Consider the following 20,788-nt stretch of genomic DNA (forward strand, 5'->3'; position numbering starts at 1 on the left):
TGTCACGGGGCGCGCCGGGACGCGCTTAGATTTCCGGTTCTTCGTCGTCATCGCCGCCGGCATACACCGGCTTGATGCGGAAGGACTGGAGGTACTGGATCCACTGGGAGCCCGGCAACTCGGCGAGCGACTCTTGCACGAATTCGATTTCGGTATCGAACTGCTTCGGCGTGAGGCCGCCGCGCATCAGCTGGAAGCGGCAGTACACCAGGTAGGTGTTGACGACGTCGGTCTCGCAGTAGTCGCGGATCGCGGGCAGCTGGCCGTCCTGGTAGGCCTGCCAGACCTTGCTGCCGTCCATGCCCATCTTGCCGGGAAAGCCGCACAGCTTGGCCAGATCGTCCAGCGGTGCGCTGGCGCGGGGCTGGTACATCGCCAGCAGGTCCATCAGGTCCAGGTGCCGCATGTGGTAACGACTGATGTAGTTGTTCCACTTGAATTCGCGGCTATCGGACTCGCTGCCTTCGCCCATTTCCCAGTAGCGCGGCGCGACGATGCCATGCACCAGCCCGCGATAATGCAGCACAGGCAGGTCGAAGCCGCCGCCGTTCCACGACACCATCTGGGGCGAGTAGCGCGCCACCAGGTCATAGAACTTCTGGATCAGCACCGCCTCGCCGTCTTCCAGCGTGCCAAGCGAGCCCACATGGAAGACCGGGGTGCCGTCGCGCTGGTTACGGCGCAGCACGCAGGAAATGGCCGCGATGCGCTGCAGGTAGTGTGGCAGGAAATCGGTGCCGTTTTTCTCGCGGCGGGCCGCGAAAGCATGTTCGGCGACCTCGGCATCGGTCATGGAATCGGGATGGTCGTGCAAACGACGCAAACCATCGACATCGGGAATCGTCTCGATGTCGAATACCAGCACAGGTGTCATAGAACAGCGTCCTTGCGCACGCCTTGCGAAGCAAAATGGCGTTTGAGCTTGACCAGCGCCTCTTGCTGGATCTGGCGCACACGCTCGCGCGTCAGCCCCATTTCCTCGGCAAGTTCTTCCAGCGTGGCCGGCTCGATGTGATTAAGCCCGAAGCGGCGCTCGACAACATAGCGGTGCTTTTCGGACAAACGCGCCAACCATTGTTTCATCAGGTTTTCCAGCTCGCGGTGCGCGACTTCCTGGTCGGGCGCGGCGTTGTGCTCGTCCGAGAGGAAATCAAGCAGGCTGGATCCGGGATCGAGATCGAATGGCGTGTCGAGCGAGGTGGTGTGCTCGTTGAGCGCGAGCACGTCTTGTATTTCGTCGGGGGTCTTGCCCAGCAAGTGGGCAATGTCTTCCAGGCTGGCATCGCGGCCGTCGGTGCCGCCCTTCTCCAGATGGCGCTTGGCGCGCAGCACCTGGTTGAGTTCGCGGATGACATGGACCGGCAGGCGTACGGTGCGGGCCTGGTTCATGATGGCGCGCTCGATGCTCTGGCGGATCCACCATGTGGCGTAGGTCGAGAAACGGAATCCGCGGGAGGGATCGAATTTCTCGATGGCATGCATCAGGCCGAGATTGCCTTCCTCGATCAGGTCCAGTAGCGGCACGCCGCGATTGAGGTAGCCCTTGGCGATGCTGACCACCAGCCGCAGGTTACGCTCGATCATGACCTGCCGCGCCGAGAAATCGCCGCCCTTGGCCAGGGTGGAAAAATGCAGCTCTTCGGGCGCGGACAGCAGCGGCTTGATGCTGATGCGATTCAGGTAATGCTGGACGGTATCGGCTGCCAGCTCGGTGTGCAGCACGGTGCGGAAGTCGTCGTGATCGGGCGCGGCGGGCTCGGCGGCGGCCTCGCCCTCTTCTTCGTCCTCGGATTCTTCTTCGTCCTCGTCGCGGGCCTGGCGCTCGACTTCCTCGACCATCAGGTCGGCCTCGCGCAGGCCTACCGCCGTACCCGTGGTGATGGGCTCATCGGTAAGCGGAACCAGGTCGGCGGCCGGGTCCTGGCCGTAGGCCTCGGAATCTGCATCGGCATCGGCTTGCGCCACGCCAGTGGACTGCTGCAACTCCGGCTGCTTGGGACGCCGAGCGCGGCTGGTGCTTCCGGTGGAGACAGTTTTCTGGCGTGGCATGAACCCTCACTGTGGCGGCAGATACCGCATCGGATCGACTGGTTTCCCGTTCTTGCGTACCTCGAAATGCAGCTTCACACGATCGGTGTCACTGTTACCCATCTCTGCAATCTTTTGTCCCTTGCGGACCGTTGCCTGCTCCGTCACCAGCACCTTGTCGTTGTGGCCGTACGCAGTGAGATATGTATCGTTGTGTTTGATGATGACAAGATTCCCGTAGCCGCGCAAGGGGCCAACGTGAATCACGCGGCCATCGTCGGCTGCCTGCACCGGATCGCCCTTTTTGCCGGCAATATCGATGCCCTTGTTGCCTTTTTCGTCGAAATGCCCGATTAACTGGCCGGTGACCGGCCATGCCAGCTTGACCGAGCCATCGGCGGCGGGCGCGGAAGCCCCGCCAGCGGCAGCTGTCGACGGAACCGGCGTGGGCACCGGGCGGGCCTGGTCGATCGGCTGGCCCTGCACGCCGCCTGGCGCCACCGGCATGGTGGCCACACCGGTGCCCGCGTTGACGTCGGCACCCGGAGGCGCCACGCGCAACAATTGGCCCACTTCGATCTGGTTGGCGTTGGCCAGCGAATTCCAGGCCGCGACATCGCGGTAGGACTGGCCGTTCTCGAGCGCGATTCGATAAAGCGTATCGCCTCGCTTGACGCGATAGTATCCAGGCGGCGCGGGCTCCAGCGGGACGACACCGGCGACGCCGGCTCCGGAGGTGCGGTCCACCACGGGCGCCGGCATGGGCGAGGAGGCGCAGGCGGCCAGCAGGGCCAGCAGCAGGGAGGCGGTAGCGAGCTGCCCGGCGCGGGCGAAACGTTCCGTGTTCACGATATTGTGCATAGTTCGACTCAGATGGTGCCCGATTTTAATGGCACAAAGAAAACGGCTTCAAGCGCGGTCCGGTGAAATCGATGCCGGTTACGCCGCTCGATCAACAATAATTGCTGTGTGACGGTCTGCCCGGGCCCGCCGGCGGGGGAGCCACCGCCACGGGCGCGATCAGCCGCCCGCCAATGGCAAGCTGCTCCAGCAACGCCTGAGGCACCTCCATGCCGGCCGCCGCCAGGATAATCGACGAAAACGGCGCCGCCTGGGGTAAACCCAGCATGCCATCGCCATAATGCAGGCGCAGGTTTGGCACTCGCAGCGGCCGCAAGTTCGCCTTGGCTTGTTCGTGCAGCGGACGAATCCGCTCGATGGAGAACACTTCACGCGCCACCAGGCTCAGCACCGCCGCCTGGTAGCCGCAGCCGGTGCCGATTTCCAGCACGCGCTCCAGCGGCTCATCCGCGCCGAGGCCATCGCGCAACAGCTCGATCATGCGAGCCACCACCGACGGCTTGGAGATGGTCTGCTGGTGGCCGATCGGCAACGCCGCGTCTTCATACGCTTGCGATGACAGGCCGGGCTCGACAAACAGGTGGCGCGGGATGGTGGCAATCGCGTCAAGCACGCGCTCGTCGCGGATGCCGGCGGCGACGAGCCGCGCCGCCAGCGCGCCGCGCGCCCGCTCCGAGGCCATGCCGCCGCCGCCCGCCGTGGCCGCGCTGGCGCGAGCCTGCACGGCGCTCGCTGCCGGGGTGGGCGCGGCAGGCGCCTTGGCCGCGCGCGATTTGGCGGCCATCGCCGCGCCGCGCGCGCCGCCCACGGCAGGCATGCCGGCGGTACGCGCCGGCGCGGGCTTGCGCTCGACCACCGCGTCCAGCGACAGGGGAAACTTAGGGCGACGCGGGACGGAACTCATGACGGCCGGCTACTGCGCGCGGCAGGGCTTATGCCAGCCACTGGTTGATCTGCTCGAGCTGTCCGCGGTGAGTCAGGTCCAGCTGCAAAGGGGTCAGCGACACGAAGCCTTCGCCCGTGGCGTGGAAATCCGTGCCCTCGCTCGCATCGCGCGCATCGCCGGCGGGCCCGATCCAATAGTTGGTATCGCCGCGCGGGTTGACCTGCGTGATCACCGGCTGGGACGGATGGCGCTTGCCGAGCCGGGTGGCACGGTAGCCCTTGATGTGTTCGAACGGCAGGCTGGGAATATTGACGTTGAGCAGGAACGGCTCGGCCGCGGGCTTGGCGATATAGCGCTCGACGATGTCGCGCGCCACGCGCGCGGCGGCGTCGAGATGGGTCCAGCCTTTATCCACCTGCGAAAAGGCGATCGAGGGAATGCCAAGCAGGAAGCCCTCAATGGCGGCGGCGACCGTGCCGGAATACAGCACGTCCTCGCCCATGTTCTGGCCCTGGTTGATGCCGGACACCACCAGGTCGGGCTTCTCGTCAAGCAGGCCGGTCAGCGCGATATGCACGCAATCAGTTGGCGTGCCATTGACGAAGCGGAAACCCTTCTGCACGCCCTCCCGGGCTTCATAGATGGACAGTGGCCGCTGCAATGTCAGCGAGTTGGAAGCACCGCTGTGGTTTTGCTCAGGCGCAATCACCGTGATGCGCGCCAGCGGCGCCAGCGCGGCATGTAGCGCGGCTAGTCCCGGCGCCAGGTAACCGTCATCGTTTGCGAGGAGGATATGCATGGCCGGGATTGTACCTGACAAGGCTGCCGCAAGCGCCCTGTGCGCAGCGCAAATCATGGCGCAAAGCAGCGCCCGCGGCAGGCTCGCCAGCTTGTAACAGAACGACCGTGCTATTTTTGCGCTACACTTGCCCGAGCCTGCCTGGCGCAACTGGCATGGACCACGCGTGCACCGCGCATGCACCCTTTGCGCCATCTTCAGCCGGGCATCGAACATATCATTGGAGACATGATGAAAGCCGTACTGTGCAAAGCCTGGGGCCCGCCTGATTCGCTGGTTCTCGAAACCCTGCCCGACCTGGTGCCCGGCGCGGGTGAAGTGGTCATCGACGTAAAGGCAGCCGGCGTGAATTTTCCCGACGTCCTCATCATCCAGAACAAATACCAGGCCAAGCCGCAACTGCCGTTCTCGCCAGGCTCGGAGCTGGCCGGCGTGGTCAACGCGGTCGGCGAAGGCGTGACGCACGTCAAGCCCGGCGACAATGTCATCGCCTACCTGGGCAACGGCGCCTTCGCCTCGCAGGCCAAAGCCTCCGCCGCCGCCGTCGTGCCGATGCCGCCGGGCATCGACTTCGAGACCGCCGCGGCGTTCACCCTCACCTATGGCACCTCGCACCACGCGGTGATCGACCGGGGTGAGCTAAAGGCCGGCCAGACCATGCTGGTGCTCGGCGCCGCCGGCGGCGTGGGCCTGGCCGCCATCGAAATCGGCAAGGCCATCGGCGCGCGCGTGATCGCCGCCGCCTCCACCGACGAGAAGCTCGCGGTGTGCAAGGACCATGGTGCCGATGCGCTGATCAACTACAGCACCGAAGACCTGCGTGAACGCGTGAAGGCGCTGACCGACGGCCGCGGCCCCGATGTGATCTATGACCCGGTGGGCGGCATCTACGCCGAGCCGGCGTTCCGCTCGATCGGCTGGCGCGGCCGCTACCTGGTGGTGGGCTTTGCCAATGGCGAGATCCCGAAGCTGCCGCTGAACCTGGCGCTGCTCAAGGGCGCCTCGCTGGTGGGCGTGTTCTGGGGCGACTTTACGCGGCGCGAACCCAAGGCCAACCAGGCCAACATGGCGCAGATGCTGGGCTGGATGAAGGAAGGCAAGATCCGCCCGCACATCTCCGCGCGCTATGCGCTGGAACAGGCGCCGCAAGCCCTGAAAGACATGGAAGCCCGCAAGGTCACCGGCAAGATCGTCATCGTGCCTTGATGCAGCGCGCCTTTGGCGCCACGCAAAGAAAAAGCGCCTGGGGCCGTAGCACCAGGCGCTTTTTTGCTCAGTGGCGCTTCACGCAGCCATAAGGGCGCGCATCAGAAGCGATGCTGCAAGCCGGCGGTCACGCCCACCTGGTTGTTCGCATAGCCGGTGAAGTCCCGGGACAAGCTCACGTTCTGCCCATTGCGCGCCTTGGCATAACCGCCCGACAGGTAGGCCGTGGTGCGCTTGGACAGCGCGTACTGGGCGCGCACCGAGAACAGGATCGGATCGGCATCGCTGCCGCCCTTGATGTTCTGCTTGTAGACCGCGCCATACAACGTGAACGCCGGCGTGAAGTCATACGACGCGCCGCCCCAGTACATGTCGCTGCGGTGAGACGCGGCAGCCGTGGTGAAGGTCCGCTTGTAGTTGCGATAGCCCGCGTAGAGCTTGAGGTCGCCGAAGTCGTAGCTGGCGCCGGCGTGGATGCCCTGGATGTAGTCCGTGACATCGGCGGGCGTGGTGCTCGTGCCCGCGCCGTTCTGGCGATCCCAGGTTGCGGCCGCCGCAAAGCCACCCGAGCTGTAGCCTACGCCGAGATCGTACTTGGACAAGCTCTTGAAGCTGCCGGCCACTTCGCCCAGCGCCACCGTGGCGCCAAGCTTCACGCCGCCAAACGTGCCGTCGTAGCGGATCGCGTTGGAAGCGCGCGAGAACAAGCCGTCCTTGCGATCACCGGTAGCGGTCGCCGAGGTCGCCCACGAGTAATTCGGCGCGTAGCCCATCGGGTCGAACGGCAGCATGAAATCGTAGGTGGTGGTGAAGGTGCGGCCCAGCACCACTTGCCCGTACTTGCTGGACAAGCCAACGATGGCGCGGCGATCGAACAGCGTGCCGTCGGAATCCAGCCGGCCGGTATCGATGGCGATGCCGCTCTCCAGCTGGAACAGCGCCTTGAGCCCGCCGCCCAGGTCCTCGCTGCCGCGCATGCCCCAGCGCGAGGTGTTCTTGCCGCCCGAGGTCATCTTGAGCACCGAGCCGTTCGGTCCGGCATGGCTGGCGTATTCGATGCCGGCATCCATGATGCCGTACAGGGTCACGCTGGATTGCGCCGCGGCGCCACCGGCCAGGCTCATGGCCATCGCTGCCAGCGCGATCGATTTGAACTTCATGCTGTCTCCTCTTGTGATTTGTGCTTGTTGTGGTGATGTCGGGGCAGGCCCCGGGATGGCACGCATGGTATGGCAGGCGCACTTTCAGTTCGCTTTCGAAATTCGACGGATTTCATCGCCGCGCGAGCGATTGGGGTTAGGAGTTTCCCTATCTTCAAAGTCGGGCCGGATACCTGTATCTCTCAGCGCGGCCCGCCTTTCCGGCCCTCCCCGCTTTCACCGATTTCACCCGGGCGCCCCGCCCCCGCCAAGAGAATGCGAATCCTGCTCGTTGAAGACAATGTGATGCTGGCTAATGCCCTGGTCGAGGCGCTCAGCCAGGCGGGCTTCGCCGTCGACTGCATGCACGATGGCCGCGCGGCGGATCATCTGCTCTCGACCCAGGATTACGCGCTGGTCATCCTCGACCTGGGCCTGCCCAAGCTCGATGGCCTGGAGGTGCTGCGACGCCTGCGGCAGCGGCGCAATGCCATGCCCGTGTTGATCCTGACGGCGCACGGCTCGGTCGAGGACCGCGTGAAGGGACTCAACCTCGGCGCGGACGACTACCTGTCCAAGCCCTTCGACCTGTCGGAGCTGGAAGCCCGCGCACGCGCGCTGATACGCCGCAGCTTTGGGCACGAGAGCACGCAGCTGCAATGCGGCACGCTGTGCTACGACGGCATCAGCCGCGCCTTCGTGCTGGGCGGCGTGCCCCTGGCGCTGACCCGGCGCGAGCGCGCCGTGCTCGAGGTGCTGATGCTGCGCGACGGACGCGCCGTCAACAAGGAAGCCATGTCGGAGAAGATTTTCGGCATCGACGAATCCGTCAACCCGGACGCCATCGAAATCTACGTGCACCGCCTGCGCAAGAAGCTCGAAGGCAGCGGCGTGGCCATCGTGACCCTGCGCGGGCTGGGCTACCTGCTGGACGCCTGCACGCAAGCGGGCGCGGCCACGCCTGCCGCCCGATGAAAGTCCCGAGCCTGCGCCTGCAGCTCTCGCTCTGGCTGCTGCTGCCGTTGCTGGCCCTGCTGGCGCTGGACGCATGGATGACCTATCACCGCGCGATGGATGCCGCCCACGTGGCGTTCGACCGCACGCTGGAAGCCTCGCTCAAATCGATGCGCGAAGGCATCCGCTTGCATGAAGGCCGCTTCGCCATCGATGTACCCTACCTAGCGCTGGAGATCTTCGAATCCGAGGCCGGCAGCCGGATCTACTACGTGATTCGCGACGAGCACGGCGCCACGCTGACCGGCTACGACGACCTGCCGATGCCGGCCACGCCAAAGCAACCGCTCTACAAGACCGTCTTCTACGACGCCGTTTTCCGCGGCGAGCCGGTACGCATGGCAGCGCAGCCGCTGCCGGTGCGCGACATGCCGTCGGGGCAGGCGCGGCTGGTCTGGGTGCTGGTCGGCGAGACCATCGAGCCGCGCCAGTCGCTGGCGCACGAGATCCTCGCCGGCTCGCTGCAGCAGGAGATGGTGCTGGTCACGCTGGCGCTGGGCATCGTGTGGTTCGGCGTGCGGCGCGGCCTGCGGCCACTGCACCGGCTCAGCGCCGCGGTGGCCGAGCGTGGCGCCGACGACCTGGCGCCACTGGAGCAGAAAGACCTGCCCGCCGAAATGAAGCCCCTGGTCGAGGCGATCAACCAGTACGTCGCGCGCCTGCACCGCATGTTGCTGGCGCGCAAGCGCTTCTTTGCCGATGCCGCCCACCAGTTGAAGACCCCGCTGGCTATCATGCAGGCGCAATCCGAGCTGGCGCTGCGCGAGCAAGATGGCGAACGCATGCGCCGTCACCTGCGGCCGCTGCACGAGACCGTGCGCCACGCCGCCAAGGGCGTGCAGCAACTGCTGTCGCTATCGCGCCTGGAGCCGGACAGTGGCTACGCGCCGGCATTGCAGCCCTTGCGCCTGGACCTGCTGGCCAGGGAAGCGGCGCTCGAATGGACATCGGTGGCGCTGGCCAGCCAGGTCGATCTTGGCTTTGAAGCGCCGGCGCCGGTGCAGGTCATGGGACAGGCGGAACTGCTGCAGGAACTGATCGGCAACCTGGTGGATAACGCAATCCGATATGCCGGCCCGGGTGCGCAGGTGACGGTGCGCGTGGGCGGCCCGGATCACCAGCCATTGCTGCAGGTAGTCGATAGCGGCCCCGGTGTTGCCGATGAAGAGCGCGACAAGGTGTTCCGCCGCTTCTATCGGGGCGAATCCAACCAGGCACAGCAAGGCAGCGGCCTGGGCTTGCCAATCGTGCGCGAGATCGCGCGCGCGCATCATGCCGCCGTGACACTCGAGAAGACGCCCGGCACGGGCCTGACCGTCAGCGTGCGTTTTGCGCCTGTGACGGGCACCGGCGCGGGACCGGACTCGCTGCACGCCGCCTAAGGCGGGCAATTGGTCGGTACTGCCAGTTCCTGCCGCAGCGGATCGATCTTCAGGCTCGGCCGGAGGAAGATTCCTCCGGCCGTTTTCCTGGCTGGTCGCGCGCTCGCCTTACAAGCGTTCGGTCTCGCCGCTGCGCGGCTGCCACTTCATCAGGCGCTTCTCGACCACGCCCACCATGGTGTCCAGCACCAGCGCCGCCGCGGTCAGCACCACGATGCCGGCAAACACGGTGTTGATGTCGAAGGTGCCCTCAGCCTGCAGGATCAGGTAGCCGACGCCGCGCGCCGAGCCCAGGTACTCACCCACCACCGCGCCCACGAAGGCCAGGCCGACGGAGGTGTGCAGCGAGGAAAACACCCAGCTGGTCGCGCTTGGCAGGTAGACATGGCGCAGCAGCTGCTTGTGGTTCGCGCCCAGCATGCGCACATTGGCCAGCACCACGGGGCTGACTTCCTTGACGCCCTGGTAGACGTTGAAGAACACGATGAAGAACACCAGCGTCACCGCCAGCGCTACCTTGGACCAGATGCCCAGGCCGAACCAGACGGCAAAGATCGGTGCCAGGATCACGCGCGGCATCGAGTTCATCGCCTTGATATAGGGATCGAGGATGGCTGAGGTGAGCGGGCTGAGCGCCAGCCACAGGCCAACGCCAAGGCCGGCGGCCGTGCCAATGCCAAAGGCCAGCAGCGTCTCGATCAGGGTCACGCCGAGGTGGACGTAGATGTCGCGCTCGACGACAAACCAGTTCCAGATGCGCTGGGCCACCATGAGCGGCTCACCGAAGAAGAAAGCAACCTGCTGCGAGCGCGTGGCGGCATGCCAGGCGCCGAGGATCACAACGAGGACGAGCAACTGCCAGAATCGCAGCATGCCCTTGGAGTCGGGACGGAAAGCCATGGGAATCGAAACTCGAATTGAAATCAGACCGGATTGAATGGGAAGGCAACGCGCCGGGCCATCTCAGGCGACCTTGCGCTGCTGCGCGTAGCCCTTGAGGACTTCCTCGCGCAGCACGTCCCAGATGGCCGCGTGCAGCTCGACGAAGCGCGGATGGTTGCGGATCTCGGCCACGTCGCGCGGGCGCGGCAGGTCGATGGCGAACTCGCCGATCGGGTGCGTGCCGGGACCTGCCGACAGCACCACCACGCGATCGCTCATGGCGATGGCCTCGTCCAGGTCGTGGGTGATGAACAGCACCGCCTTGCGCTTGGCCGCCCACAGCTCCAGCACCTCGTTTTCCATCAGCTGGCGGGTCTGGATGTCGAGCGCGGAGAACGGCTCGTCCATCAGGATGATGTCCGGATCGAGCACCAGGGTCTGGGCCAGGCTCACGCGCTTGCGCATGCCGCCGGAGAGCTGGTGCGGATAGCGGTCGCCGAAGCCGCCCAGGCCAACGCGGCGCAGCCAGGCCTCGCCCTCCTGCTCCGCTTGGGCGCGCGCCATGCCGCGGAACTCAAGCCCGGCGATGACGTTGTCCAGCGCGCTGCGCCACGGCATCAGCGCCTCGGCCTGGAACATGTAGCCGGCACGGGTGTTGATGCCGCGCAGTGGCTTGCCGAACACCCGTACCTCGCCGATCGAAGGCTGCAGCAAGCCGGCCCCCACATTGAGCAAGGTGGACTTGCCGCAGCCGGTCGGCCCCACCACGGAGACGAACTCGCCGGGCTGGATGTCCAGGGTGGTCTCCTTGACGGCGGTATAGCGCTGGCTGCGATCGTCGCGGGAGACGAAGGTGCAGGTGACGTTGTCGAGGGAAAGTGCGGGAGTGCTCATGGCTGGCTCTTGGCGGATTCGGTGCTGAATGACGCAACGGGTGCGATGGATGCAGGCACCGCGACACCGCGCGATAGTAATGACGTGGAAAGCAGGTTCAGGACGGCGCGCCGGATGCCATGGGTGGCATTGGTGCCCACCAATGCAAAGGCCCGCTGCACGCAGCGGGCCGCCGGCACCCTGGGCGCAGGCGATGCCTTACTTGTACTTGGCGTTCGCCTTCTGCACGAAGGTGTTGGTGAAGGTGTTCTCCAGCTTGATGGTCTTGCCCTTCAGGTCCGGGTCGAACTGTTGCAGCGTGTTGAGCGCGGTCTTGGGGCCGTCAGCCGGCATGCTGCCGTCCGGCGAGATGGCTTCCTTGACCTTTTCCCAGGCGGACAGGTACAGCGCGCGGTCGCCCAGCAGGTAGCTTTCCGGCACGGTCTTGACGATGTCCGACGGGCCAGCCTTTTGCAGCCACTTGAGCGCGCGCACCATGGCGTTGGTGAGCGCCTGCGTGGTGTTCGGGTTCTGCTGGATAAAGGCGGTGGACGCGTACAGGCAACCCGACGGCATATTGCCGCCGAAGACAGCCTGGGTGTCCTTCAGCGTGCGGGTGTCCGAGGCGATGCGCACTTCATTCTTCTGGGTCAGCATCGACACCACCGGATCAAGGTTGGCCATCGCGTCGATCTGGCCGGAGCGCATGGCCGCCACCGCGCCGGCGCTGGCGCCGACACCGATGAAGGACACGTCCGATGCCTTCAGGCCGGCTTTTGCCAGCACGAAGTTGGCCATCATGTTGGTGGAGGAGCCTGGCGCGGTCACGCCGATCTTCTTGCCCTTAAGGTCGGCCACCGACTTGAAGTTGGGCATGGTCTTGTTGGAGACCACCAGCACGATCTGCGGGGCGCGGCCCTGCAGCACGAATTCCTGGTACTGCTGGCCCTTGGATTGCAGGTTGATGGTGTGCTCGTAGGCGCCGGAGACCACGTCGGCGCTGCCGCCCACCACGGCCTGCAGTGCCTTGGCGCCGCCGGCGAAGTCGACGATCTCGACGTCGAGGCCTTCATCCTTGAAGTAGCCGAGGCGCTCGGCGATGGTCAGCGGCAGGTAGTAGAACAGGTTCTTGCCGCCCACGGCGATGGTGATCTTGGTCTTCTCGGGCTTGCCCTGTGCCTGGGCGTAGCCGCCAAAGGTGAACCAGCCCGCCAGGAACAGCGCCAGCGCGAGCAGCGCCTGCTTCCAGAATTTCTTGTTATACATTTCTCTCTCCTACCTGATTACCCGTCGACCGCCGCTCTCGCGCTGATGCATGCCATCGTGTGCCACGTCTTTTCGTGGTGCCGCGTAGCGGCAAGTTGCGATGCTAGCCGATGCCGCGCCAGGCCGCATCGGGATCAACACCTATGCTGCGCCGGCATGCACCGGTGAGCGAGCATCGAAGATACAGGCTGCGCCTTTCGGCCGGCTTACTGCCGGCACCGGGCGCATGCATCATTCCGCGTGGATATCGGCCGCCTTGATGACCTTGGCCCAGCGCGCCAGCTCGTTGCGCTGATAGGTGGCGAGCTGCGCCGGGCCCATGAACTTCGCCTCGGCGCCGAGCTCCTCCGCCTTCTTGCGGAAGGCCTCGGTCTGCATGATGCGGTCGATCTCGCCGGCGAGCTTGTCGATGATCGGCTTGGGCGTGCCGGCCGGCGCGTACATGGCGAACCAGGACGACACATCCAGATCGGGGTAGCCCGCTTCCGGCGCGGAGGGCACGTCCTTCAGGCTGGGCAGGCGCTGCTTGCTGGTGACCACCAGCGGGCGCAGCTTGCCGCCCGCGATATGCCCCATCAGCGGCGGCGGCGTGGTGATGGTGAGATCCACCGAGCCACCCAGCAGGTCGGTCATGGCCGGGCCGGTGCCCTTGTATGGGACATGGGTGATCTGGATGCCGGCCATCTGGTTCAGCAACTCAGTGGAGACGTGCTGCAGCGAGCCGTTGCCCGACGACGCGTAGTTGAGCTTGTTGGGGTTGGCCTTGGCATAGGCCACCAGTTCCTTGAGCGTCTTCACCGGCAGGCTCGGCCGCACCACCAGCACCTGCGGCGCCGACAGGATGTTGGCGACCGGCGCGAAGTCCTTGACGGGGTCCCATGCGTTCTTCATCAGCAGCGGCGAGATGACCTGGTAGCCCGAGTACTGCACCATCAGCGTGTAGCCGTCCGGCTTGGCGCGCGCCACCGTCTGAGCGGCGATGCCGCCCGAGCCGCCCGGACGGTTGTCCACCACCACCGGCTGGCCGAGGGCCTTGGACAGGGGCTCCGAGATCATGCGCGCGGCCAGGTCGGTCGTGCCGCCGGCTGCGGCGGACACCACCAGCGTGACCGGGCGCGTTGGGTAGGCGCCGTCCTGCGCCCAGGCGGCCGTGCCGGCCAGGCCGGCGGCGGCCAGCGCCACGACGGCGAGCGTCTTGCGGCGCGCAGGCGAGACGGACGTAGAAGATTGGGGACGTGCGGCGGCAGATGCCGGATTGCGAGGCATGGAGTGTCTCCTGCTTGGTGCTTGTTGATCTTGGTTTTTGTTCAGCGCCCGCCGGCCCTCGCCGTGCGGTGCGCACCCGTCCTTCGGGATTCTTGCGGCGCAGCGGGCGTCAGCCCTGCCCGGCGAAATGCTCGGCCAGCCAGGCCGGCGGCTGATGCGTGCGCAAGCGCGTGCCGGCACGCAGCAACTGGCTGGCGGTGTCGCGCTGGACCAGCGCCGGCAAACCGGCCACCACATCGAGCAGGCGCGCCAGGTCCACCCCGGTGTCCACGCCCATGGCGTCGAACATATGCACCAGCTCCTCGGTGCTGACGTTGCCGCTTGCGCCGGGCGCAAAGGGGCAACCGCCCAGGCCGCCGGCGGCGGCATCGAAACGGGTCACGCCCGTTTGCCATGCGGCCAGCGCGTTGGCCAGGCCCATGCCGCGGGTGTTGTGCAGGTGAATGGTGAGGCCCGCCTGCGGCAGGCTTTGCCCGAAGCGCGCGCACAGCGCGGCCACCTGCGTGGGATACGCCATGCCGGTGGTGTCGCACAGCGTGATGCCCGCCGCGCCGGCATGGGCGAAGGACTCGGCCAGCGCCATCACGGCATCGGCGTCGACCTCGCCCTCGAAGGGGCAGCCGAACACGGTGGACAGCGACACATTGACCGGCACGCCGGCCGCGTTGGCCGCCTCGATCATCGCCAGCAGCTGGGCCTGCGACTGGGCGCGCGTCATGCGCAGGTTGGCGCGGTTGTGCGTCTCGCTGGCCGACATCACCAGGTTGAGCTCATCGGGCCGGCACGACAGCGCGCGCTCCAGGCCGCGCAGGTTCGGCACCAGCGCGGTGTAGCGCACGCCCGCGCCACGCTGCATGCGGTGCATCACCGCTTCGGCATCGGCCAATGCGGGGATGGCCTTGGCCGAGGTAAAGGACGTGGCTTCGATGCGGGCAAAGCCGCAGGCGGACAAGGCGTCCAGGAAGGCCACCTTGGCGTCGGTCGGGACCACGGCCGGCTCGATCTGCAGGCCGTCGCGTGGCGCGACTTCGTTGATCTCGATGCGGGCCGGGCCGCGCGGCATGGATGGCGCGCTCATGCCACCACCCCGCGTGCGCGCATGTCGGCAATGGTGGCGGCGTCGAAGCCGGCCGCCTCCAGCACGCTGTCGGTATGCTCGCCCAGCGTAGGCGCGCGGTCATGGATGGCGCCCGGGCTGCCCGAGAGCTTGGGCATGATGCCAGGCACTTTGACCGTCAGGCCGCTGGCCGCGGTCACGCTTTCGATCACGCCGCGTGCACGGTAGTGGGGGTCCTCCGAGATGTCCTTGACCGTGTAGATGCGCCCGGACGGCACTTCGGCCTGCTTGAGCACCGCCAGCGCATCTTCCACGCTTTGCATGCGCGTCCACGCGGTGATGGCCGCATCGATCTCGTCGACGCGCTTGACGCGGCCGTCGTTGCGCGCGAGCGCCGGATCGTCGCCCAGGTCGGCGCGGCCGATGGCATGCATCAGGCGCTTGAAGATGGCGTCGCCGTTGGCGGCCACCAGCACGTACTCGCCGCTGGCGCAGGGATAGGCGTTGGATGGCGCGATGCCGGGCAAGGCGCCGCCAGCCGGCTGGCGCACGGCGCCAAAGGCCGAGTATTCGGGCAGCAGGCTTTCGCTCAGGTTGAACAGCGACTCGTACAGCGCCACGTCGATCACCTGCCCTTCGCCGCCGCGCGCATCGCGCTCGTACAACGCCAGCAGCACGCCGAGCGCGCCATGCAGGCCGGCAATGGTGTCGCCCAGCGACAGGCCGGCGCGCACCGGGGCACGGCCCGGCTCGCCGGTCAGGTAGCGCAGGCCGCCCATGGCCTCGGCCACCGCGGCAAAGCCCGGCTCGTCCTTCTTCGGACCGGTCTGGCCGTAGCCGGACACGCGCACCATGATCAGGCCGGGGTTTTCCGCGCGCAGCGCTTCATAGCCCAGGCCCCATTTCTCCATGGTGCCGGGACGGAAGTTCTCGATCAGCACGTCGGCCTCGGCGGCCAGCTTGCGCACCACGGCCTGCCCTTGCGGATTGCGCAGGTCGATGCAGATGGATTGCTTGTTGCGCGATTGCGCTTCCCACCAGACGGAGGTGTCCTCGTAAAGCATGCGCCATTTGCGCAGCGGGTCGCCCTGTCCGGGCGGCTCCACCTTGACCACTTGGGCGCCAAAATCGGCGAGGGTCTTGGCGGCGAAGGGGCCGGCAATCAGTTGCCCGAGTTCGAGTACCCGAATGCCTTCGAGGATCTGTCGCGCCATGGTGGGGGTGTCTCCGTGCGGTGTGGATTACAGCGTGCGTGTGCCAAAGGATGCGCCGCGGCCAGTGCGGCCAGTGCGGCTGGCAGCACGCCTTGTTTCGACGCAGTGTGCCCCAGCCGGGCGGCTGGCGGAATCGGCATTCGGAGAAGCGGGCCTTCTCGGAACGCGAAAGCCCCGGACCAGCCACGAGAACGGCGCGAATCAGCGCCGGGGCTTCAGAAGGGCCGGGGCGTCAGAAGGGCGCGCGATCGCCGCAAAGGTGGGTGATGAGCAGCCGCGCCGACACCGTCAGGCCGGCGGGATCGCGCATGCCGATCAGCAGCGTGCGGCGCGCCCAGGCATCCTGCAGCCCCACCAGCGACAGGCCCATCGACTGCACATGGGGCTCGGCCGCGATGCGCGGCAACACGCCCACGCCCAGCCCCGCCATCACCATGCGGCACATGGCGTCGAAGCTGCGCACCTGGATGCGCAGGCGGAAAGGCCGGTCGAGCCGACTGCTTTCCTCCAGCAGGCGGGCCGCCAGCGAGGTGACCTGCGGCAAGCTGACGAAGTCGTATTCCAGCGTGTCCGCATAGCGCACGGGCCCGCGCTCGGACAGCGGATGGCCCGGCGGCGTGACCAGCACCAGTTCGTCCTGCCGGTACTCCACCGTGACCAGGCCCGCGCTGGGCGTGCGGTCGGCAAAGATGCCCACATCCGCGCGGTTCTCCACCAGCGCGGCCACGATCTCGCTGCTGTTCTGCTCTTCGAGCTCGATGCGGATGGTGGGATGCAGCGCCATGAAGGTCGCCAGGTCGTCGGGCAGGAACTGCGTGATGGCCGAGGTGTTGGCGCACACGCGCACCTGGCCGCGCACGCCGCTGGCGTAATCCGACATCACGCCGGCCATGCGTTCCACGTCCTGCAGGATGGTCAGCGCATGGTGAAAGCACGCCTGCCCGGCCTCGGTCAGCTGCACCCCGGCCGCGTGGCGGAAGAACAGCGGCGCGCCAACGGCGGCCTCCAGGTCGGAAATACGCTTGCTCGCCGCCGCCACCGCCAGGTGCGACTGGCGCGCGCCGGCGGAAATGCTGCCCTGGCGGGCCACGGCCACGAACAGGCCAAGCGTGACAAGGTCGAAACGGGCGAGATTCATGCGGTCGTGACCCGGCGCACGGACCCATGCATGGCGATACGATCGGGCACGGCTACACCGCGCGCCGGTCCATCACCGCGCGGGCAATGGTGCCGGCATCGACGTATTCGAGCTCGCCGCCCACCGGCACGCCGCGCGCCAGGCGCGACACCTTGAGGCCGCGCGCCTTGAGCATCTCGCCGATGTAGTGCGCCGTGGCCTCGCCTTCGCTGGTGAAATTGGTGGCGACGATCACCTCCGTCACCGGCCCGCCCATGGCGGGATCGGTGGCGCGCGCCAGCAGCCGGTCCAGGTGGATCTCGCGCGGGCCGATGCCGTCGAGCGGCGAGAGCCGGCCCATCAGCACGAAATACTGGCCGCGATAGGTCAGCGTCTGCTCGATCATGATCTGGTCGGACGGCGTCTCCACCACGCACAGCAGCGAGGCGTCGCGCCGCTCATCCAGGCAGGTCGAGCAGATCTCCTGCTCGGTGAAGGTATTGCAGCGCGAGCAATGCTTGATGCCATCGGCCGCGCCGCGCAAGGCGTCGCCCAGCTTGCGGGCGCCTTCGCGGTCGTGCTGCAGCAGGTGGTAAGCCATGCGCTGGGCCGACTTCGGCCCCACGCCGGGCAAGACCCGCAGCGCCTCGATCAGCGCCTGCAGCGAGGTCGGGGGAGCACCCTTCATGCCGGCTCCCCGGGCGCAGCCATGCTCACCACCGGCACGTGATGCAGCACGGTGGGAAACGGCTCGTAGAAATGATGCAGCAAGGCTTTCCACTGCTGGTACTCGGGCGAGCCGCGGAAACCCTCGGTGTGGGCTTCCAGCGTGCGCCAGCGCACCGTCAGCAGGTACGCCGACGGCTGCTCGATGCCGCGATGCAGCTCAAGCCCAAGGAAGCCCGGCATGCCCGCGATGATATGGCGCGCCTGCCCGAAGGCCGCTTCAAAGGCGGCTTCCTGGCCGGGGCGCACCGGCAGCACTGCGGATTCGAGAATCATGCGGGCTCCGTGTCAGGCTCAGAACGGCAGCTTGAAGCCCGGGGGCAACGGCAGGCCGGAGGTCATCGAGCCCATCTTTTCCTGCGAGGTAGCCTCGGCCTTGCGCACGGCGTCGTTGAACGCGGCGGCAACCAGGTCTTCCAGCAGTTCCTTGTCTTCGCCTTCGGCGAGCAGGCTGGGGTCGATGGAGACGCGCTTGACGTCGTTCTTGCAGGTCATCACCACCTTGACCAGGCCGGCGCCGGACTGGCCCTCGACCTCGATCAGGGCAAGCTGCTCCTGCATCTTCTTCATGTTTTCCTGCATCTGCTGGGCTTGCTTCATCAGCCCGGCCAGTTGGCCCTTCATCATGGAGTGCTCCTGATTAGCGATTGGATAGAAGTTACGGGCCGCCGCGCGTCATGGGCGCCGGCGGCCCGGCAAAAATTAGAGGTCAGGCAGCGCGCGGCTGGATCGATCCCTCAAGGATCGTGCCGCCAAACTCGCGCAGCAAGCCCTGCACGAAGGGATCCCCTTCGATGGTGGCCTCGGCTTCGCGCTGGCGCTCGGCGCGGGCCTGGGCATCGGCCGCGGCGGCGGTATCGGCCACCGCGCCAATCTCGCACTGCACCCGCACTTCGGTGCCGAGATGCTCGGCCAGCGTCTGCTGCAGGCGCTCGACAACGCCTGCCTCGGTAATGGGCGCCACCGGCGCGCGCAGGTGGAAGGTACGGCCAACGACCTGGACGAGCTCGCTCTGGTAGGCCAGCTGCTGCGCAAGGCCCTTGAGCGGCAGGCTGGCAGCCAGTGCCGGCCAGGCACCGGTAGAACACCGGCGGCGTGCCATCTTCGCCGGCCACCGGCGGCTTCGGCGGCGTGAGCCGTACCGGGGCCACCGCCTCGGCCGGAGCGGCTTGCACGGCAGCGGGAGCCGGCGGCGCAGCTCGCGGTGCGGGTTCGCGCCGGGGCGCGGCCTGGCGCGAGGGCATCGGCTCGGGATCGCTGTCGTACGGCCCGATCACGGGCAGGTCGGGCGGGAGGTCTTCCCAGGGCGGCACGTCGCTGCTGCCTGCGTGTTCCCAAGGCGGACCGTCATCGCCCGGGCCGCTCTCGCGGGCATCGCGGGCATCGCGCGCATCCGTGGCGGCCTGCCGCGGGGGCACAGGCTCCCGGCGCACCGAGGCCGGCGCCGCAGCGGCAGGCATCGGGGCAGCCGGCCTCGACACCGCTGCAGGCGGACCCGGCGGACGCAAGGGCTGGGCCGAGGGCTGGCGCGCAGCCGGCGCCACCGCAGCAGGGGTGGCCGCGGGCGGCGGCGTGCGCGGGCTGCCACCCGCACGCGCGGCAGAGGCCAGGCGCGCCGCGGCCAGCGCGGCACGGGCCGGCGACATCGGCGCACCGGCTGCGGCTGCGGGAGCGGCTGCCGGCGCGGCAACTGCCGGAGCCGGGCTCGGCATCCTCACCGGCGCTGCGGGCCGCAAAGCCGGCACCGGTTCTTGTGCCTGGACTGGTGCGGGATCGATAGGCGCAACCGGCGCAACTGGCGCGGCCGGACGCATGGCAGGCACAGCAGGCGCCACGGTGGCGCTAGCCGCGGCCGCATCGGCCGCAACCCGGCCCGCCGGCGTGGCGGCACCGCGCGCGCGCGGCGCCGGTTGGCCACCACCCTGCGCCACAGTGGGCGTGGGGCTGGCCGACGGGCGGAACGCCAGCATGCGCAAAAGCGTCATGGTGAAGCCCGCGTATTCGTCGGGCGCCAGCGCCAGCTCGCTGCGGCCAAGGTTGGCGATCTGGTAGAACAGCTGCACTTCCTGCGCATCGAAGGCGGCGGCGAAGCGGCGCACTTCCGCGGCTTCCGGCCATTCTTCCTGGACCGAGGCAGGCACCGCCTGCGCCAGCGCGATCTTGTGCAGCAGCGAGGCCAGGTCCTGCAAGGCGCCGGCAAACGACAGGCTGCGATCGGCCATGCCGTCCGCCACCGCCAGCATGGCGCCACCGTCTTCGGCGGCCAGCGCATCCAGCAGTTGCACCAGGTAGCTTTGATCAATCGCGCCCAGCATGCCGCGCACGGCGGCCTCGGACACCTGGCCGGCGCTATAGGCGATGGCCTGGTCGGTCAGCGACAGCGCATCGCGCATCGAGCCATGGGCGGCCTGGGCCAGCAGGCGCAGCGCGTTGGGCTCGCGCACGATGCCCTCCTCGCCCAGCACGTGGTCGAGGTGGCTGACGATATGGCCCGGCGGCATCTGCTTGAGGTTGAACTGCAGGCAGCGCGACAGCACCGTGACCGGGATCTTCTGCGGGTCGGTGGTGGCCAGGATGAACTTGACGTGCGCGGGCGGCTCTTCCAGCGTCTTCAGCATGGCGTTGAAGGCGTGGTTGGTCAGCATGTGCACTTCGTCGATCATGTAGACCTTGAAGCGCCCCGCCGTGGGCGCGTACACCGCCTTGTCCAGCAGGGACGCCATTTCGTCGACGCCCCGGTTGGAGGCTGCGTCCATCTCGATATAGTCGACGAAGCGCCCGCTATCGATCTCGGTGCAGGCCTTGCACACCCCGCAAGGCTGCGCGGTGATATCGCCCGTGCCGTCCGGCCCGATGCAGTTCAGCGCCTTGGCGAGGATCCGGGACAGCGTGGTCTTGCCGACGCCCCGCGTGCCGGTGAACAGGTAGGCATGGTGCAGCCGCTGTTGTTCCAGCGCGTGCGTGAGCGCGCGGACCACGTGCTCCTGGCCGACCAGCGTGGTGAAATCCCGGGGGCGCCATTTGCGCGCTAGCACTTGATAACTCATGGCGGCGATTGTAGCAAAAGGCGGC

Annotated in this window: 18 protein-coding genes and 2 pseudogenes; 3 read left to right on the forward strand and 17 right to left on the reverse strand. The window is 67.3% G+C overall.

Features of this window, described 5'->3' with window-relative positions; genetic code table 11:
• Positions 1–25: 25 nt before the first annotated feature.
• The 5 genes and pseudogenes from OMK73_RS19880 to surE form a co-directional block, all read right to left on the reverse strand.
• Positions 26–874, reverse strand: a complete 849-nt coding sequence (locus OMK73_RS19880) for a 3'-5' exonuclease (RefSeq protein ID WP_174423309.1) — start codon at positions 872–874, stop codon at positions 26–28.
• Entirely contained in the window at positions 871–2,049 is a 1,179-nt protein-coding gene (rpoS, locus tag OMK73_RS19885) for an RNA polymerase sigma factor RpoS (protein WP_150992413.1), read from the reverse strand. The genes OMK73_RS19880 and rpoS overlap by 4 nt, the downstream gene beginning before the upstream one ends.
• Positions 2,050–2,055: 6 nt before the next feature.
• The gene (locus tag OMK73_RS19890) at positions 2,056–2,889 is read right to left on the reverse strand and encodes a peptidoglycan DD-metalloendopeptidase family protein (RefSeq protein WP_267603635.1); all 834 of its coding nucleotides are present in this window, start codon (positions 2,887–2,889) and stop codon (positions 2,056–2,058) included.
• A gap of 8 nt (positions 2,890–2,897) precedes the next feature.
• Positions 2,898–3,793, reverse strand: a pseudogene (locus OMK73_RS19895) (protein-L-isoaspartate(D-aspartate) O-methyltransferase).
• 28 nt (positions 3,794–3,821) lie between these two features.
• The gene (gene surE, locus OMK73_RS19900) at positions 3,822–4,574 is read right to left on the reverse strand and encodes a 5'/3'-nucleotidase SurE (RefSeq protein ID WP_006157739.1); all 753 of its coding nucleotides are present in this window, start codon (positions 4,572–4,574) and stop codon (positions 3,822–3,824) included.
• Positions 4,575–4,805: 231 nt separating this feature from the next.
• Here surE and OMK73_RS19905 point away from each other — a divergent pair, with 231 nt between their 5' ends.
• Positions 4,806–5,780 carry an NADPH:quinone oxidoreductase family protein gene (locus tag OMK73_RS19905; RefSeq protein ID WP_267606439.1) on the forward strand — a complete coding sequence of 325 codons (975 nt, stop codon included), beginning with the start codon at positions 4,806–4,808 and terminating at the stop codon, positions 5,778–5,780.
• A 101-nt stretch (positions 5,781–5,881) separates the two neighbouring features.
• On the opposite strand, the gene OMK73_RS19910 is transcribed toward OMK73_RS19905, so the two are convergent.
• The gene (locus OMK73_RS19910) at positions 5,882–6,940 is read right to left on the reverse strand and encodes a porin (RefSeq protein ID WP_267603636.1); all 1,059 of its coding nucleotides are present in this window, start codon (positions 6,938–6,940) and stop codon (positions 5,882–5,884) included.
• Positions 6,941–7,195: 255 nt separating this feature from the next.
• Here OMK73_RS19910 and OMK73_RS19915 point away from each other — a divergent pair, with 255 nt between their 5' ends.
• Together OMK73_RS19915 and OMK73_RS19920 are read left to right on the forward strand one after the other, a co-directional pair.
• A complete protein-coding gene (locus OMK73_RS19915) occupies positions 7,196–7,894 on the forward strand; it encodes a response regulator (protein ID WP_267603637.1) in 699 nt (232 codons plus the stop codon).
• Positions 7,891–9,315 (forward strand): sensor histidine kinase, encoded by a 1,425-nt coding sequence (locus OMK73_RS19920; RefSeq protein ID WP_267603638.1) that lies wholly within the window; start codon positions 7,891–7,893, stop codon positions 9,313–9,315. Before OMK73_RS19915 ends, OMK73_RS19920 begins: the two co-directional genes overlap by 4 nt.
• Positions 9,316–9,423: 108 nt before the next feature.
• Here the strand turns inward: OMK73_RS19920 and OMK73_RS19925 are convergent, their stop codons facing one another.
• From OMK73_RS19925 to OMK73_RS19975, 11 genes and pseudogenes are all read right to left on the reverse strand, one after another.
• Positions 9,424–10,215 (reverse strand): ABC transporter permease, encoded by a 792-nt coding sequence (locus OMK73_RS19925; RefSeq protein ID WP_267603639.1) that lies wholly within the window; start codon positions 10,213–10,215, stop codon positions 9,424–9,426.
• Between the two features lie 63 nt (positions 10,216–10,278).
• Positions 10,279–11,091 carry an ABC transporter ATP-binding protein gene (locus OMK73_RS19930; protein ID WP_267603640.1) on the reverse strand — a complete coding sequence of 271 codons (813 nt, stop codon included), beginning with the start codon at positions 11,089–11,091 and terminating at the stop codon, positions 10,279–10,281.
• 198 nt (positions 11,092–11,289) lie between these two features.
• Complete coding sequence (locus tag OMK73_RS19935) at positions 11,290–12,336, reverse strand: ABC transporter substrate-binding protein (RefSeq protein ID WP_267603641.1); 1,047 nt, start codon at positions 12,334–12,336, stop codon at positions 11,290–11,292.
• Between the two features lie 231 nt (positions 12,337–12,567).
• Positions 12,568–13,602, reverse strand: coding sequence for a Bug family tripartite tricarboxylate transporter substrate binding protein (locus OMK73_RS19940; RefSeq protein ID WP_267603643.1), 1,035 nt, complete (start codon positions 13,600–13,602; stop codon positions 12,568–12,570).
• Between the two features lie 109 nt (positions 13,603–13,711).
• A complete protein-coding gene (locus OMK73_RS19945) occupies positions 13,712–14,680 on the reverse strand; it encodes a hydroxymethylglutaryl-CoA lyase (RefSeq protein WP_267603644.1) in 969 nt (322 codons plus the stop codon).
• A complete protein-coding gene (locus OMK73_RS19950; RefSeq protein ID WP_267603646.1) occupies positions 14,677–15,873 on the reverse strand; it encodes a CaiB/BaiF CoA transferase family protein in 1,197 nt (398 codons plus the stop codon). The genes OMK73_RS19945 and OMK73_RS19950 overlap by 4 nt, the downstream gene beginning before the upstream one ends.
• 232 nt (positions 15,874–16,105) lie before the next feature.
• Positions 16,106–17,011: a LysR family transcriptional regulator gene (locus OMK73_RS19955; protein WP_043347514.1), complete on the reverse strand. Its 906-nt coding sequence runs from the start codon at positions 17,009–17,011 to the stop codon at positions 16,106–16,108.
• A 52-nt stretch (positions 17,012–17,063) separates the two neighbouring features.
• Positions 17,064–17,678 carry a recombination mediator RecR gene (gene recR, locus OMK73_RS19960; protein ID WP_267603648.1) on the reverse strand — a complete coding sequence of 205 codons (615 nt, stop codon included), beginning with the start codon at positions 17,676–17,678 and terminating at the stop codon, positions 17,064–17,066.
• Positions 17,675–17,992, reverse strand: coding sequence for an antibiotic biosynthesis monooxygenase family protein (locus tag OMK73_RS19965; protein ID WP_267603649.1), 318 nt, complete (start codon positions 17,990–17,992; stop codon positions 17,675–17,677). The genes recR and OMK73_RS19965 overlap by 4 nt, the downstream gene beginning before the upstream one ends.
• Before the next feature lie 18 nt (positions 17,993–18,010).
• Positions 18,011–18,343: a YbaB/EbfC family nucleoid-associated protein gene (locus OMK73_RS19970; protein WP_006157727.1), complete on the reverse strand. Its 333-nt coding sequence runs from the start codon at positions 18,341–18,343 to the stop codon at positions 18,011–18,013.
• A gap of 82 nt (positions 18,344–18,425) precedes the next feature.
• A pseudogene (locus OMK73_RS19975) lies at positions 18,426–20,763 on the reverse strand (DNA polymerase III subunit gamma/tau).
• Between the last annotated feature and the right edge of the window lie 25 nt (positions 20,764–20,788).

Origin of the sequence: Cupriavidus sp. D39 (assembly GCF_026627925.1) — a bacterium.
Taxonomy (GTDB): domain Bacteria; phylum Pseudomonadota; class Gammaproteobacteria; order Burkholderiales; family Burkholderiaceae; genus Cupriavidus; species Cupriavidus ulmosensis.

Excerpts from the sequence above, each read along its gene's own strand:
- OMK73_RS19880 (WP_174423309.1), bottom strand. The coding sequence starts at position 874 with ATGACACCTGTGCTGGTATTCGACATCGAGACGATTCCCGATGTCGAT.
- rpoS (WP_150992413.1), bottom strand. The coding sequence starts at position 2,049 with ATGCCACGCCAGAAAACTGTCTCCACCGGAAGCACCAGCCGCGCTCGG.
- OMK73_RS19890 (WP_267603635.1), bottom strand. The coding sequence starts at position 2,889 with ATGCACAATATCGTGAACACGGAACGTTTCGCCCGCGCCGGGCAGCTC.
- surE (WP_006157739.1), bottom strand. The coding sequence starts at position 4,574 with ATGCATATCCTCCTCGCAAACGATGACGGTTACCTGGCGCCGGGACTA.
- OMK73_RS19905 (WP_267606439.1), top strand. The coding sequence starts at position 4,806 with ATGAAAGCCGTACTGTGCAAAGCCTGGGGCCCGCCTGATTCGCTGGTT.
- OMK73_RS19910 (WP_267603636.1), bottom strand. The coding sequence starts at position 6,940 with ATGAAGTTCAAATCGATCGCGCTGGCAGCGATGGCCATGAGCCTGGCC.
- OMK73_RS19915 (WP_267603637.1), top strand. The coding sequence starts at position 7,196 with ATGCGAATCCTGCTCGTTGAAGACAATGTGATGCTGGCTAATGCCCTG.
- OMK73_RS19920 (WP_267603638.1), top strand. The coding sequence starts at position 7,891 with ATGAAAGTCCCGAGCCTGCGCCTGCAGCTCTCGCTCTGGCTGCTGCTG.
- OMK73_RS19925 (WP_267603639.1), bottom strand. The coding sequence starts at position 10,215 with ATGGCTTTCCGTCCCGACTCCAAGGGCATGCTGCGATTCTGGCAGTTG.
- OMK73_RS19930 (WP_267603640.1), bottom strand. The coding sequence starts at position 11,091 with ATGAGCACTCCCGCACTTTCCCTCGACAACGTCACCTGCACCTTCGTC.
- OMK73_RS19935 (WP_267603641.1), bottom strand. The coding sequence starts at position 12,336 with ATGTATAACAAGAAATTCTGGAAGCAGGCGCTGCTCGCGCTGGCGCTG.
- OMK73_RS19940 (WP_267603643.1), bottom strand. The coding sequence starts at position 13,602 with ATGCCTCGCAATCCGGCATCTGCCGCCGCACGTCCCCAATCTTCTACG.
- OMK73_RS19945 (WP_267603644.1), bottom strand. The coding sequence starts at position 14,680 with ATGAGCGCGCCATCCATGCCGCGCGGCCCGGCCCGCATCGAGATCAAC.
- OMK73_RS19950 (WP_267603646.1), bottom strand. The coding sequence starts at position 15,873 with ATGGCGCGACAGATCCTCGAAGGCATTCGGGTACTCGAACTCGGGCAA.
- OMK73_RS19955 (WP_043347514.1), bottom strand. The coding sequence starts at position 17,011 with ATGAATCTCGCCCGTTTCGACCTTGTCACGCTTGGCCTGTTCGTGGCC.
- recR (WP_267603648.1), bottom strand. The coding sequence starts at position 17,678 with ATGAAGGGTGCTCCCCCGACCTCGCTGCAGGCGCTGATCGAGGCGCTG.
- OMK73_RS19965 (WP_267603649.1), bottom strand. The coding sequence starts at position 17,992 with ATGATTCTCGAATCCGCAGTGCTGCCGGTGCGCCCCGGCCAGGAAGCC.
- OMK73_RS19970 (WP_006157727.1), bottom strand. The coding sequence starts at position 18,343 with ATGATGAAGGGCCAACTGGCCGGGCTGATGAAGCAAGCCCAGCAGATG.